Genomic DNA, 13,397 nt, shown 5'->3' with positions numbered 1-13,397 from the left:
GCCGCCCAACGCATGCCGCAATCTGCTTCAGCCGATGCGTCTGGCGCGCAGGCGCCGCATCCGCAGATTGCGGCGTACCTTGACGCGCTGAAGTTCGAGCGGCAGCTCTCGCCGCACACGCTGGAGAGCTACACCCGCGAGCTGGCCGTGCTCCAGCGCCTCGGTGCGCAGCACGCCGCCAATGTCGATCTCACGCAACTGCAGTCTCACCATATCCGCCGCATGATGGCGCAGCTGCACGGCGACGGTTTGTCGGGCCGCAGCATTGCGCGGGCGCTGTCGGCGTGGCGCGGCTGGTTCAAATGGATGGCGCTGCGCGATGCCGCCGTCACCGCCAATCCCGTCGATGGCGTACGCGCCCCGAAGAACCCGAAGCGGCTGCCGAAAGCGCTGTCCGTGGAGCAGGCTGTCGCGCTGATGGAGCAGTTGCCCGGCGACGATGCCGAAACGGTGCGCGACCGTGCTGTCAACGAGCTGTTCTATTCGTGCGGGCTGCGGCTCTCTGAGCTGGTCAACCTCGACCTGCGCCACGTGAAGGCCGGCGCGTATGAATCGGCGAGCTGGCTCGATCTGGAGGCGCGCGAGGTGCAGGTGCTCGGCAAGGGCAGCAAGCGGCGCACCGTGCCGGTGGGCGCCAAGGCGGCGGAGGCGCTGGCTGCATGGCTGGCGGTGCGCGAGCAGCTTGCCCAGCCCGACGCGGCACCCGAAGACGCGCACGCGCTGTTTCTCTCGCCGCGCGGCAAGCGGCTGGCGCAGCGGCAGATCCAATTGCGCATGAAGCGCAACGCCATCGCGGCGGGTGTGCCGGCGGATGTGCATCCGCACGTGCTGCGGCATTCGTTTGCCACGCACATGCTGCAGTCCTCCGGTGATCTGCGCGCGGTGCAGGAACTGCTCGGCCACGCCAGCATTGCCAGCACGCAGGTTTATACTTCGCTCGATTTTCAGCACCTGGCCAAGATCTACGATCAGGCGCATCCCCGCGCAAAAAAGAAGTAGCGCATTGTCCGAACCTTCGGGCGCCCCATCCCCAGTCGTATGCAAACCCTGATTCTGAAGCCCGGCAAGGAGCGCTCGCTGCTGCGCCGGCACCCGTGGATTTTCGCCAACGCCATTGATCGCGTGGAGGGCAAGCCGGCCTCCGGCGCGACCGTCATCGTGCGCGCGCACAACGGCCAGTTTCTGGCGCGCGCCGCGTTCAGCCCTGTCTCGCAGATTCGCGCGCGCGTGTGGAGCTTTGATGAATCGGAGCCCGTCGACCACGCGTTCTTCAAGCGCCGCATTGCCGCGGCCGTGGCGTACCGCCGCGCGTGGGTGCACGACACCGACGCCGTGCGCCTCGTCATGGGCGAAGCCGACGGCCTGCCCGGGCTGATCGTCGACCAGTACGGCACAGGGGATGCGGGCCAGCTCGTCTGCCAGTTCAGCGCCGCGGGCGTGGAGCACTGGAAGCAGGCGATCGTCGCCGCGCTCATCAAAGAGACGGGTTGCCCGAACGTCTACGAACGGTCGGATGTGAGCGTGCGCGAGCGCGAAGGCCTGGAGCAGATGACCGGTGTGCTGGCCGGCGCCGAGCCGCCCGCCGATCTGTCCGCCACCGAGCACGGCGTGCGTTATTACGTGGACGTGCGCGAAGGCCACAAGACGGGCTTCTACATCGACCAGCGCGACAACCGCGCGCTCGTCGGCGCCTTGGCGCGCGATCGCGATGTGCTGAACTGCTTCTGCTATACCGGCGGCTTTTCGCTGGCCGCGCTCAAGGGCGGGGCGCGCTCGGTGGTGTCGATCGATTCGTCGGGCGAGGCGCTGGCGGGGGCAGAGCGCAACGTCACGCTCAACGGCTTCGATCCGGCGCGCGCCGAGTGGCTGGACGCGGACGTCTTCAAGTCGCTGCGCAACTTCCGCGCGGAAGGCCGCCAGTTCGACCTGATCGTGCTGGATCCGCCCAAGTTTGCGGCGTCGGCGCAGCAGGTTGATCGCGCGGCGCGCGCATACAAGGAGATCAACTTGGTTGGCATGCAGTTGCTGCGCCCGGGCGGCCTGCTGTTCACGTATTCATGCTCGGGCGCCATCGACGCAGACCTGTTCCAGAAGATCGTCGCGGGTGCGGCGGCCGATGCCAAGGTGACGGCGCGCATCCAGCGCCGGCTGGCGGGCGGCGTCGACCACCCGCTGCTGACGAGCTTCCCGGAAGGCGAATACCTCAAGGGCCTGCTGCTGCAAGTCGGCTAGCAATTTGTCGCAATTTTTGGCTTGTCCCGGCAAGCCGCCATTGCGAAGATGCGGTCCTTCGTTTTCCGCATCACGTCGATGGCTTCCAACGCTGCCCATCACGCGACGGGTTGGGCGGCAGGCCTGATTGCCGCCACCCTCGTCGCACAGGCTTCGCACACGTCTCTCGAACATCTCGGCAGCCTCCTGGCGTTTTGCGCGGCGGTGGCCGGCAGCACCGCGCCCGACTGGATGGAGGTGGCCTGGTGGACCCGCGCGCGCCGCCTGTGGATCACGCACCGCACCGCCACCCATTGGGGCATCGGCTGGGTGGCGGCGCTTGTTCTGTCATACCAGGCGCTGGGCCATGCGCACGTGTGGGCACCGCTGCTGTTCGGCTTCGCTTGCGGTGGACTGATGCACCTGTTGGCGGACTGGCCCAATCCGCTGGGCGTGCCCTGGATCTGGGGGCGCCATTCCCTGAACCTGTGGAAGAGCGGTCGCTGCGATCTGGTCGTGGTGATCCTCGCGTGGGCCGCGGCGTGCTGGCTGGTGCGGCCGCTGTGGGCGGCAACGGCAGCGCGCGTGGTCGGATGGTTCGCACACGTGGCGCGATGAGCCCGCCGTATCGGCATTGTCTGATGGAAGCCGGACCTGCGAACGACTAAGTTGGAACCGCCGGACGCCACGCGTTCGAATCCAACTCCGTTTGCGCAAGCGTTGCGCAAACGCCCTCACCGGGAGTCGTCGATGACACTGGATGTGACGCGCCAAGACCCTCGCTACAACACGCTCAAACATGGCTTCAACCTGCGCTGGCCCTCGACGGACGCGCAGGCCGCGAGCCGCATCGCCCTCATTGAAAAGCCCGACGATGTGGCGCCCGCCGTGCAGCGCATCATCAACGCGGGCCAGCGCCCGACCGTGCGCAGCGGCGGACATTGCTACGAGGATTTCGTCTCCAACAACCCAGACGGCACGATCGTCGACCTGAGCCTGCTCGCCACGCCCGAGGTGCGCGCCGACGGGTCGGTGCGCATTCCGGCCGGCACGCAGAACTGGAACGGCTACCTGGAGCTGTACAAGCGCCGCAACGTGACGCTGCCCGGCGGCTCCTGCTATTCGGTGGGCGCGGGCGGGCATATCTGCGGCGGCGGGTACGGGCTGCTGTCGCGGCTGCAGGGCCTGACGGTGGATTGGCTCTCGGCCGTGGACATCGTCACGGTCGACAAGACCGGCAAGGCCGCTGCGCGCACGGTGGATGCGGCGCACGATCCGGATCTGTTCCGTGCATGTCGCGGCGCGGGCGGCGGCAACTTCGGCGTCATCACGGGCTACACCTTCGCCAAGCTGCCCGAGGCGCCGCAGGAAGTGGCGCTCGCCACCGTGGCGTTCGACTGGGCGACCATGACACCGCAACGCTTTGCCGAACTGCTGCGCATCTACGGCGAATACTGGGAGACGCGCGGCAAGGATCCGGACACGTGGGGCATGTTCTCGCTGCTCAAACTCACGCACAAATCGTCGGGGCAGATCGTGCTGCTCACGCAGTTCTGCAACCCGGATGGCACGTGCCGCGATCTCTCCGTCCTCAACGATTTTCTGAGCCGCTTCCAGGCTTGCGCGCCCACGCCGGTCAAGGGGCGCCCGCCCGGCTACGGCCCTGCGCACAAGCAGGGCGTGGGGCAACTGCTCTGCTCCAAGCCGCACACCATCGTGCAATACGACTGGCTGACGGCCACGCAGTACCTGAACGGCTCAGGGGCCAATCAGCGCGGCAAGTACAAATCGGCCTACATGAAGCGCGGCTTCACGGCGCGCGAGGCGCAGCGCATCTACGCCCACCTCACGCGGACGATGCCGGGCGTCGATCTGAGCCAGTCGTTGCTGCAAGTCGATTCGTACGGCGGCGCTGTCAACAAGGCCGAGCGCATTGGCGACACCGCCGTGCCGCAGCGGGCCTCGATCATGAAGCTGCAGTACCAGACGTATTGGACGTCCGCGGCCGATGACGCCGGCCACTTGCGCTGGATCAGCGATTTCTATCGCGACGTCTACGGCGCGCCCGATGTGCCCGCGCCGCACAGCGGCACACCTTACCCGGGCGACCGGTACGAGGGCTGCTACATCAACTACCCCGACGTCGACATGCTCGCCTACCCGTTCTGGCCGCAGCTCTACTACGGCAGCGGCGATCTGTACGCATTTCTGCAGGATGTGAAGCGCCGGTATGATCCGAACAACATCTTCCACCACGCCATGTCCGTGCGTGTTTGATGGAGCCATCCAATGACCAATCGTCTTCGTCGAACCTTCATGCAGTGGACCGGTAGCTTGCCTTTGCTGGGCGCTTTTCCCAAAACCGTCATGGCCCAGGCGGTCGAACAACCTGCCGCGTCGGGCGCGCCGCCCGCGGGCAATGCGCGCGCTCCCCGCTTCGCCTATGTCGGCACCTACACGTTCAATGCGCCGGGCGGCACCGCGGGCGGCCCGGCCGCGCGCGGCATCTATGTGCTCGAACCGCGCGGCGATGCATGGACGCAGGTGCAGGTCGTCGAAAGCGCCAATCCGTCGTTCCTGGCCGTGCACCCGAATCAGCGGTTCCTGTACGCCATCAACGAACTTGAGGTGTATGAAGGTCGGCCGAACGGCAGCGCCGAGGCCTATGCGATCGACGCGCGCGACGGCAAGCTGACGCTGCTGAACCGCCAGCCGCTGTCGCTGTCGGGCACGAACCCCGCACACGTGGTCGTGTCGCCGGACGGCAAGCACCTGTGCGTGTCGATCTACAGCGGCGGCGCGTACAACCTCCTGCCGATCGGCGAGGACGGCAAGCTCGGCACCGTCTCCGGCATCTTCAAGGACACCGGCTCCGGCCCCCGCCCCGAACAGGAGGCGCCGCACGCGCACATGATGCTGTTCGACACCACCGGCCAGCACGTGATCGGCACCGACCTGGGCACCGATCGCATCAACGTGTTTGCCATTGAGGGTGGCAAGCTTGCCCCGCGTGACCGCGCGCAGCTCAAGCCCGGCAGTGGTCCGCGCCACCTGGCGCTCCATCCGCAAGGCAAGCTGCTCTACGTCATCAACGAACTGGAAGGCTCGGTCGCCTGCCACGGTTACGACCCCGCCACCGGCCACGTGCAGGAAGAGCGTCAGCGCATTTCCACCACCCCTGCCGACTACACCGGCCAGAAGAGCGGCGCCGAGCTGCTGATGCACCCGTCCGGGCGGTTCCTCTACGCCAGCAACCGGAAGCTGAAGTCCGACCATCCGCTGGCCGACAGCGTGGCCGCATTCAGCATCGATGCCTCAGGCAAGCTCGCGCCGCTTCAGTACTGGAGCGAGGGCGTGCACTTTCCGCGGGCGATGACGATGGCGCCCGACGGCAGCCACCTCTACGTGCTGAACCAGAAGGGCGACACCATCCTGCGGCTGCGCATCGACGGCCAGACCGGCAAGCTGGACCAGCCGGCGGTGGTGGCGAAGGTGCCGACGCCGGTGTGTCTGGTGTGGGCGGGGTAGTGAGCACGGCGGAAACCCCTGGGAGGTGCAAGGCCGCTCACTTGCAACTCAATTGCAGCAACCGTTCGAGCGTGGGACAATCCCGCGCATGACTTCCCCGGCTTCACGCGACGTTTCTGCCACTTCCCGGCACGATTCCCCTGAATCGATGGCCCGCACGCGCCTGCGTGGCCTGGGCAGCCGCGTGACGGAACCGCGCGTGCGCGTGCTCGCCGTGCTGATGCAGGGCGCCGACCCACTCTCGCACCAGGCGGTATGCGACGCGCTACCGCCCGACTCCGGCATCGACCGCGTGACCGTCTACCGCGTGCTCGACTGGCTCGTGGCAGGCGGCATCGTCCACAAGACGGCCGGGGCCGATCGTGTCTTCCGCTTCAGCCTGGCCGAGCACGATGCCGCGCGCGAAGCGGCGCACCGCTCGCACAGTCACTTCCACTGCACGCAATGCGGGCGCGACTTCTGCTTGGAGGGGGCCGAGCCGCCGGCCATGCCGAAGGCCGCCCTGCCCGCCGGCTTCGCAGCCGACCATGCCGAACTCACCATCAAGGGCGCTTGCGCGGATTGCGCGCATCTGGCGTCTCATCACAAGACAGGAAACGCATCATGTCCAAAATGATCCCGGTCACCATCCTGACGGGCTTTCTCGGCAGCGGTAAGACCACGCTGCTCAAGCGCATCCTGAACGAACACCACGGCATGAAGATCGCCGTGATCGAGAACGAGTTCGGCGAAGAGAACATCGACAACGACATCCTCGTGCAGGACGGCAACGAGCAGATCGTGCAGATGAGCAACGGCTGCATCTGCTGCACCATCCGGGGCGACCTGGTGAAGGGGTTGTCCGACCTGCTCACGCGCCGCGACAAGGGCGAGATCCAGTTCGACCGCGTCGTCATCGAGACCACCGGCGTGGCCAACCCCGGCCCCGTTGCGCAGACCTTCTTCATGGACGACGAGATCGCCAGCCGTTACCTGCTGGATGCCGTCATCACGCTGGTCGACGCCAAGCACGGCAACATGCAGCTCGACAAGCAGGAAGAGGCGCAGCGCCAGGTGGGCTTTGCCGACGCCATCTTCATCACGAAGAGCGACCTCGTGTCCGCCGACGACGTCAACGCACTGCGCCACCGCCTCCTGCACATGAACCCGCGCGCCCCGATCCGCACCGCCAATTTTGGCGACGCGCCGATCGACACCATCTTCGATCTGCGCGGCTTCAATCTGAATGCCAAGCTGGAGATCGACCCCGACTTCCTGCGCGAAGACGGTCATGATCACAACCACGATCACGATCATGACCACGCCTGCTCGGCCGATTGCGATCACGACCACGATCATGAGCACCACGGCCACCACCATCATCACGGGCACGCGCACCATACCGACCGCATTGCCTCGTTCGTCTTCCGCAGCGAACGGCCGTTCAACTACACCAAGCTGGAGGAGTTCCTCTCCGGCGTGCTGAACATCTACGGCGAGAAGCTGCTGCGCTACAAGGGCGTGCTGTACATGGAGGGCGTCGACCGCAAGGTCGTGTTCCAGGGCGTGCACCAGCTCATGGGCAGCGATGTGGGCGGCAAATGGGACGGCGAGACCCCTTCCAACCGGATGGTGTTCATCGGCGTCGACCTGCCGCGCGAAACGATTCTGAAAGGATTGGAGAACTGCCTGGCCTGATCCGGCCGCTTTACCCTCCTTTTGGGTGGTCCCGCCGCGCTTTCAGGCAGAATCCGGGCCGGATTTTGTGTCCGTGTTTCTCCGATAGTTCGGGTAAGATCGTTCAGCTACAATAGGTCGATTTAGAAGCACGTCGTCCCAAGCACGTCCGATAGGAGAGCAGGCGATGGTGACTAAGACCAAGGAAGGGCGCGGCGCCAACGTTGGAGCCGGGCAGTCCGGAACGGAGTCGGCGGCAGCCCAGGCTGCGCCAGCCACCCGAAAAAAAGCGGCAGGGGGCGCCGCTGCGGGAGAGGCAAAAGGAGGCGCGCGGGGCGGCAAGTCCGCCGCCAGCCAGAATGAGTCCGGCGCATCCCCGCGCAAGGACGACGCGACAGCCGACACGGCGCGCGATTTACCAGGATCATCTGCAGCAACCATGAGCAGCAAGAAACTACTCACCGAAGCCGAAATCCTGAAGATGGGCGAAAAGGATTACATGAACGAGGCGCAGCTCGCCTTTTTCAGGGACCGGCTTGAAAAGATGCGCGACGAGATTCTCGCGAACGCCAACCAGACGACGGAGCACCTGCGCGAGACCGTGATCGTGCCGGACCCGGCGGACCGCGCCACCATCGAGGAAGAGCATGCGCTGGAACTGCGCACGCGCGACCGCGAGCGCAAGCTGCTCAAGAAGGTCGAGCAGTCGATCGCGCGGATCGATGCCGGCGAGTACGGCTGGTGCGACGAAACCGGCGAGCCGATCGGCATTCCGCGCCTGCTTGCCCGTCCGACCGCCACCCTGACGCTGGAGGCGCAGGAGCGCCGCGAAAAGCGTCAGAAGCTGCAGGGCGACTGACGCCGCCCGCCGCAGTGGTTTTCCAGTTCGCAGCCCGGTAGCCAGCCGGGCTGTTTGCTTTTGCAGGCCTTCGATCATGCCCCGTCCGCTTCCCGTTACCGTGCTGTCCGGCTTCCTCGGCGCCGGCAAGACCACGCTGCTCAACCACGTGCTCGCCAACCGCGAGGGCAAGCGTGTGGCCGTGATCGTCAACGACCTGTCCGACGTCAACATCGACGCCCAGCTCGTCGGTGACGGCACCGCGACCAGCGCGCAGCTCTCGCGCACCGATGAGCGCATGGTCGAGCTGTCCAACGGCTGCATCTGCTGCACGCTGCGCGAAGACCTGCTCGACGAGGTGGCCCGCCTCGCGCGCGAAGACCGGTTCGACTACCTGCTCATCGAATCCACCGGTGTGGCCGAGCCGCTCCCGATCGCCGAGACCTTCACCTTCGAGGACGCGCAAGGCGACGTGCTGTCCGACCTCGCGCGCCTGGACACGATGGTCACGGTGGTCGATGCCCAGCATTTTCTGGCCGACTACGATGCGGCCGACTTCCTGGCCGATCGCGGTCAGGCCCGCGATGAAGACGACGACCGCACCGTGGTCGACCTGCTCATCGAGCAGGTCGAATTCTGCGACGTGATCGTCCTCAACAAGATCGACCTGGTGAGTGATGCCCAGCGCGATCGCCTGGCGGCCATCCTGCATTCGCTGAACCCGCGGGCGCGCATCGTGCCAGCATCGTTCGGCAAGGTGCCGCTCGATGCCATCCTCAACACGCACCGGTTCGACTTCGATGCCGCGGCCGCTGCGCCCGCGTGGCTGGCCGAACTGCGCGGCGAGCATGTGCCCGAGACCGAAGCGCTGGGCATCCGCAGCTTCGTGTATCGCCGCCGCGTGCCGTTCCACCCGCAGCGTCTGTGGGACCTGATGCACACCGAATGGCTGCGCGAGCATGGCCGCGTGCTGCGCTCGAAGGGCTATTTCTGGCTGGCGTCGCGCATGGACATCGCCGGAAGCTGGGGCCAGGCCGGCGGCGTGATGCGCCACGGCGGCGCGGGCGCGTGGTGGGCCGCCGTCGACGAGGTCGAATGGCCCGACGAGGAAGAAGCCCGCGCTGACATCATGGACAAGCTGCACGACAACGGTGCGCCCGCGCCGTGGGGCGACCGCCGCCAGGAGCTCGTCTTCATCGGCACGGACCTGGACGAAGCCGCGCTCGTCGCGCAACTCGATGCCTGCCTGCTGACCGACGCCGAAATGGCGGCCGGCCCGGATGCGTGGGCCGCGCTGCCCGATCCGTTCCCGGCGTGGGCCTTCGACGACCACGACGACGAAGACGGCAGCGACGACCACGATCACCACCATGGTGACGACTGCGAGTGCGGGCACCACGACTGAGCACGCGAGTACCCCGCTTCGCCGACGTTGACACCGGCGTCGTCCGATCCCGACAATCCCCCACGGGCTGTTTCCGTCACGAAACAATGGGAGATTCGTCATGCCGGTTCTGCGTCTGCTGCGCGCTGCGGGTGTGGTTGCTGCGCTGTCCCTGGCCACGGCGCTTGCGCCGGTTGCGGGGCATGCCCAGCCCGCTTCCACGCTGGTGGTCGGGCTGTCGGGCGATATCACGTCGCTCGATCCGCATTTCCATAACGTCACGCCGAACGCGAACGTCGCCGAGCACATGTTCGAGACGCTGATCGCCAAGGACGAGAAGATGCGTCTGAAGCCGGGCCTCGCCACCTCGTGGAAGGCCGTGGACGATACGGTATGGGAGGTCAAGCTGCGCCCCGGCGTGCATTTCCATGACGGCAGCGAGTTCACCTCGGCCGATGTCGTCTATTCGCTGGCGCGCCCCGCCACCATCAAGAACAGCCCATCGCCGTACACGATCTACACGCGCGGCTTCAAGGACGTGACGGCGGTCGACAAGCTGACCGTGCGCATCACCACCAACGGCCCGTACCCGCTGGTGCCGAACGACCTGTCGACGATCTATATCGTGTCGAAGAAGGCGGCCGAGAAAGCCAGCTCCGACGACTTCAACAGCGGCCGCGCGATGATCGGCACGGGGCCGTACAAGTTCGTCTCGTTCAGCCGGGGTGACCGCGTGGAGCTGGCGCGCTTCGACGGCTACTGGGGCAAGAAGCCGCAGTGGCAGCGCGTGACACTGCGCATCCTGACCGCCGACGCGCCGCGCGTGGCGGCCCTGCTGGCCGGTGATGTGCAGGTCATCGAAAACGTGCCGACGTCCGACATCAAGAAGCTCTCCGCCGATCCGAGCGTCTCGCTGTTCAAGATGCCGGTGTTCCGGATGATGTATCTGCACATGGATTCGGACCGCGACGTGTCGCCGTTCGTGACGGACAAGGCCGGCAAGCCGCTGCCGAAGAACCCGCTCAAGGATGCGCGTGTGCGGCAGGCGATCTCGCTGGCCATCTCGCGCCAGGCCATCGTCGACCGCGTGATGGAAGGCGCCGCCGAGCCGACCGGCCAGCTCGTCAACAGCGCGCTGTTCGGGCATGTGCCGGGCCTGAAGGCACCGGCGGCGGATCCGGCCACGGCCAAGAAGCTGCTGGCCCAGGCCGGTTACCCCGACGGCTTCGCCATCACGCTGCATGCCACCAACAACCGCTACGTCAACGACGACCGCGTTGCACAGGTGGTGGCCGCGATGCTGTCGCGCATCGGGATCGCGACCAAGGTGGAGACGATGCCGTCGGCGACGTTCTTCACGCGGGCCAACAAGCTCGATTTCTCGTTCCTGCAGGCCGGCTGGGGCGCCGATACGGGCGAGGCCAGTTCGAGCCTGAAGGCGCTGCTGGCCACGTATGATCCGGCGCGCGGCTGGGGCGCCTCCAACCGCGGGCGCTATTCCAATCCGGCGCTCGACGCCAAGCTGGCCGAGGCGCTGCAGACCATCGACGACGCCAAGCGCGAGAAACTGCTGCAGGAGGCCACCGAGATCGGCATGCGCGACGCCGGCGTCATTCCGCTCTACTTCAACATCAACGTGTGGGCGGCGCGCAAAGGTTACACGGTGACGCCGCGTCTGGATGAGCGCACGTACGCCTTTGACGTGAGGCATTGAGCGGGAAGCGATTTCCGGCGCACAAAAAGCGCACGCCGTGACGGAAATCGGGCTTGAAATCCTGGGGGCTGGCGTCAAGTATGAAGCTCTTTGGCCGGCCCGCTGGGGGCCGCGCCAAGCCGGACCCCTAGGAACAAGCGCATGGAACAGTATCACGGCACCACCATCGTCAGCGTGCGGCGCGGCAATCAGGTCGCACTCGGCGGCGACGGCCAAGTCACGCTGGGCAACATCGTGATGAAGGGCTCGGCCCGCAAGGTGCGCGCCATCTACGACGGCAAGGTGCTGGTCGGCTTTGCCGGTGCCACCGCCGACGCCTTCTCCCTGCTCGACCGCTTCGAAGCGAAGCTGCAGAAGCACCAGGGCAACCTGCTGCGCTCGGCGGTCGACCTCGCCAAGGACTGGCGCACCGACCGCGCCTTGCGCCACCTTGAAGCGATGCTGATCGTCGCCGACCGCGAATCCACCCTCGTCATCACCGGCAACGGCGACGTCCTGGACCCGGAAGGCGGCATCGCCGCAATCGGCTCGGGCGGCGCCTATGCGCAATCGGCCGCCAAGGCGCTGATGGAGAACACCGATCTCTCGCCGCGGGACGTGGTGCAGAAGTCGCTCAAGATCGCCGGCGAGCTGTGCATCTACACCAACACCAATTTCGTGATCGAGACGCTCGAATAAGCGAGCGCCTTCATCCACAGGATTCCCATGTCTGAAACCATGACGCCGTCGGAGATCGTCTCCGAACTCGACAAGCACATCATCGGCCAGCAGAAGGCCAAGAAGGCCGTGGCCGTGGCGCTGCGCAACCGCTGGCGCCGCCAGCAGGTCGGTGAGCCGCTGCGCCAGGAAATCACGCCCAAGAACATCCTGATGATCGGGCCGACCGGTGTCGGCAAGACCGAAATCGCCCGCCGCCTGGCCAAGCTGGCCGACGCGCCGTTCATCAAGATCGAGGCGACCAAGTTCACCGAGGTCGGTTACGTCGGCCGCGATGTCGACACCATCGTGCGCGACCTGGCCGAGATGGCCGTCAAGCAGACGCGCGAGTCCGAGATGAAGAAGGTGCGCGCCAAGGCTGAAGACGCTGCCGAGGACCGGATCCTCGACGTGCTCATCCCACCGCCGCGCGACATCGGGTTTGCGCAGCCGGAAGAGAAGGATTCCGCTGCCCGCCAGGCTTTTCGCAAGAAGCTGCGCGAAGGCCAGCTCGACGACAAGGAAATCGAACTCGAAGTGTCGGCGGCGCTGCCGAGCATGGACATCATGGGCCCGCCTGGCATGGAAGACATGACCGAGCAGATCCGCTCGATGTTCGCGGGCCTTGGCCAGGGCAAGAAGAACCGCCGCAAGATGAAGGTGAAGGAAGCCTTCAGGCTGCTCATCGACGAAGAGGCCGCCAAGCTCGTGAACGAAGACGAACTCAAGCAGAAGGCGGTGGCCAACGTCGAGCAGAACGGCATCGTCTTCCTGGACGAGATCGACAAGATCGCCAGCCGCAGCGAATACGGCGGCGGCGAGGTGTCGCGGCAGGGCGTGCAGCGCGATTTGCTGCCGCTGGTAGAGGGCACGACGGTCAACACCAAGTACGGAATGATCAAGACCGATCACATCCTGTTCATCGCGTCGGGCGCGTTCCATCTGTCCAAGCCGAGCGACCTGATCCCCGAGCTGCAGGGCCGTTTCCCGATTCGCGTGGAGCTCGATTCGCTCTCGGTGGAAGACTTCCGCGCCATCCTCACGCAGACCGATGCGAGCCTCACCAAGCAATACCAGGCGCTGATGAAGACCGAAGGCGTGGACCTCGTTTTTGCGGAGGACGGCATCCACCGCCTGGCCGAGATTGCATGCTCGGTCAACGAGAAGGTCGAGAACATCGGTGCTCGCCGCCTGTACACGGTGATGGAGCGGTTGCTCGAAGACCTGTCGTTCCACGCGCACAAGTCCGCGGGCGAGACCGTCACGATCGACGCTGCGTACGTCGATGAACGCCTGAGTGAACTGTCGGGCAACGAAGACCTTTCACGCTACGTGCTGTAAGCGCGACAAACCTCACCCCCTCGCGGGGG

General features: G+C 66.0%; 12 protein-coding genes. All 12 read left to right on the top strand.

What is annotated here, in order from left to right:
- Window positions 1-12: 12 nt before the first annotated feature.
- Window positions 13-999 carry a tyrosine recombinase XerC gene (gene xerC, locus A6M56_RS20185; RefSeq protein WP_102080597.1) on the top strand — a complete coding sequence of 329 codons (987 nt, stop codon included), beginning with the start codon at window positions 13-15 and terminating at the stop codon, window positions 997-999.
- A gap of 39 nt (window positions 1,000-1,038) precedes the next feature.
- Entirely contained in the window at window positions 1,039-2,232 is a 1,194-nt protein-coding gene (locus A6M56_RS20180; RefSeq protein WP_102080598.1) for a class I SAM-dependent rRNA methyltransferase, read from the top strand.
- A 78-nt stretch (window positions 2,233-2,310) separates the two neighbouring features.
- Complete coding sequence (locus A6M56_RS20175) at window positions 2,311-2,829, top strand: metal-dependent hydrolase (RefSeq protein WP_045787720.1); 519 nt, start codon at window positions 2,311-2,313, stop codon at window positions 2,827-2,829.
- A gap of 132 nt (window positions 2,830-2,961) precedes the next feature.
- Entirely contained in the window at window positions 2,962-4,488 is a 1,527-nt protein-coding gene (locus A6M56_RS20170) for an FAD-binding oxidoreductase (protein ID WP_102080599.1), read from the top strand.
- A gap of 12 nt (window positions 4,489-4,500) precedes the next feature.
- Window positions 4,501-5,739 (top strand): lactonase family protein, encoded by a 1,239-nt coding sequence (locus tag A6M56_RS20165; protein ID WP_102080600.1) that lies wholly within the window; start codon window positions 4,501-4,503, stop codon window positions 5,737-5,739.
- 88 nt (window positions 5,740-5,827) lie between these two features.
- On the top strand, window positions 5,828-6,355 hold the full coding sequence (locus tag A6M56_RS20160) for a Fur family transcriptional regulator (protein WP_045785437.1): 528 nt from the start codon (window positions 5,828-5,830) through the stop codon (window positions 6,353-6,355).
- Window positions 6,343-7,416: a CobW family GTP-binding protein gene (locus tag A6M56_RS20155; protein ID WP_062737599.1), complete on the top strand. Its 1,074-nt coding sequence runs from the start codon at window positions 6,343-6,345 to the stop codon at window positions 7,414-7,416. The genes A6M56_RS20160 and A6M56_RS20155 overlap by 13 nt, the downstream gene beginning before the upstream one ends.
- A gap of 166 nt (window positions 7,417-7,582) precedes the next feature.
- Window positions 7,583-8,254: an RNA polymerase-binding protein DksA gene (gene dksA / locus A6M56_RS20150; protein ID WP_233902627.1), complete on the top strand. Its 672-nt coding sequence runs from the start codon at window positions 7,583-7,585 to the stop codon at window positions 8,252-8,254.
- Between the two features lie 76 nt (window positions 8,255-8,330).
- Entirely contained in the window at window positions 8,331-9,638 is a 1,308-nt protein-coding gene (gene zigA / locus A6M56_RS20145) for a zinc metallochaperone GTPase ZigA (RefSeq protein ID WP_045785440.1), read from the top strand.
- A 100-nt stretch (window positions 9,639-9,738) separates the two neighbouring features.
- Complete coding sequence (locus A6M56_RS20140) at window positions 9,739-11,331, top strand: ABC transporter substrate-binding protein (RefSeq protein WP_045785441.1); 1,593 nt, start codon at window positions 9,739-9,741, stop codon at window positions 11,329-11,331.
- Between the two features lie 141 nt (window positions 11,332-11,472).
- Window positions 11,473-12,009 carry an ATP-dependent protease subunit HslV gene (gene hslV, locus A6M56_RS20135; RefSeq protein WP_045785442.1) on the top strand — a complete coding sequence of 179 codons (537 nt, stop codon included), beginning with the start codon at window positions 11,473-11,475 and terminating at the stop codon, window positions 12,007-12,009.
- Between the two features lie 27 nt (window positions 12,010-12,036).
- Entirely contained in the window at window positions 12,037-13,368 is a 1,332-nt protein-coding gene (gene hslU, locus A6M56_RS20130; RefSeq protein WP_045785443.1) for an ATP-dependent protease ATPase subunit HslU, read from the top strand.
- Window positions 13,369-13,397 lie beyond the last annotated feature (29 nt).

It is taken from the genome of Ralstonia sp. RL (assembly GCF_001683835.1).
GTDB classification, from domain to species: Bacteria; Pseudomonadota; Gammaproteobacteria; order Burkholderiales; family Burkholderiaceae; genus Ralstonia; species Ralstonia mannitolilytica.
This window is presented reverse-complemented; position numbering and strand designations above follow the sequence as displayed.

Coding starts and splice junctions, on each gene's coding strand:
- xerC (WP_102080597.1), top strand. CDS start 13: ATGCCGCAATCTGCTTCAGCCGATGCGTCTGGCGCGCAGGCGCCGCAT.
- zigA (WP_045785440.1), top strand. CDS start 8,331: ATGCCCCGTCCGCTTCCCGTTACCGTGCTGTCCGGCTTCCTCGGCGCC.
- A6M56_RS20165 (WP_102080600.1), top strand. CDS start 4,501: ATGACCAATCGTCTTCGTCGAACCTTCATGCAGTGGACCGGTAGCTTG.
- A6M56_RS20155 (WP_062737599.1), top strand. CDS start 6,343: ATGTCCAAAATGATCCCGGTCACCATCCTGACGGGCTTTCTCGGCAGC.
- dksA (WP_233902627.1), top strand. CDS start 7,583: ATGGTGACTAAGACCAAGGAAGGGCGCGGCGCCAACGTTGGAGCCGGG.
- A6M56_RS20170 (WP_102080599.1), top strand. CDS start 2,962: ATGACACTGGATGTGACGCGCCAAGACCCTCGCTACAACACGCTCAAA.
- A6M56_RS20175 (WP_045787720.1), top strand. CDS start 2,311: ATGGCTTCCAACGCTGCCCATCACGCGACGGGTTGGGCGGCAGGCCTG.
- A6M56_RS20180 (WP_102080598.1), top strand. CDS start 1,039: ATGCAAACCCTGATTCTGAAGCCCGGCAAGGAGCGCTCGCTGCTGCGC.
- hslV (WP_045785442.1), top strand. CDS start 11,473: ATGGAACAGTATCACGGCACCACCATCGTCAGCGTGCGGCGCGGCAAT.
- hslU (WP_045785443.1), top strand. CDS start 12,037: ATGTCTGAAACCATGACGCCGTCGGAGATCGTCTCCGAACTCGACAAG.
- A6M56_RS20160 (WP_045785437.1), top strand. CDS start 5,828: ATGACTTCCCCGGCTTCACGCGACGTTTCTGCCACTTCCCGGCACGAT.
- A6M56_RS20140 (WP_045785441.1), top strand. CDS start 9,739: ATGCCGGTTCTGCGTCTGCTGCGCGCTGCGGGTGTGGTTGCTGCGCTG.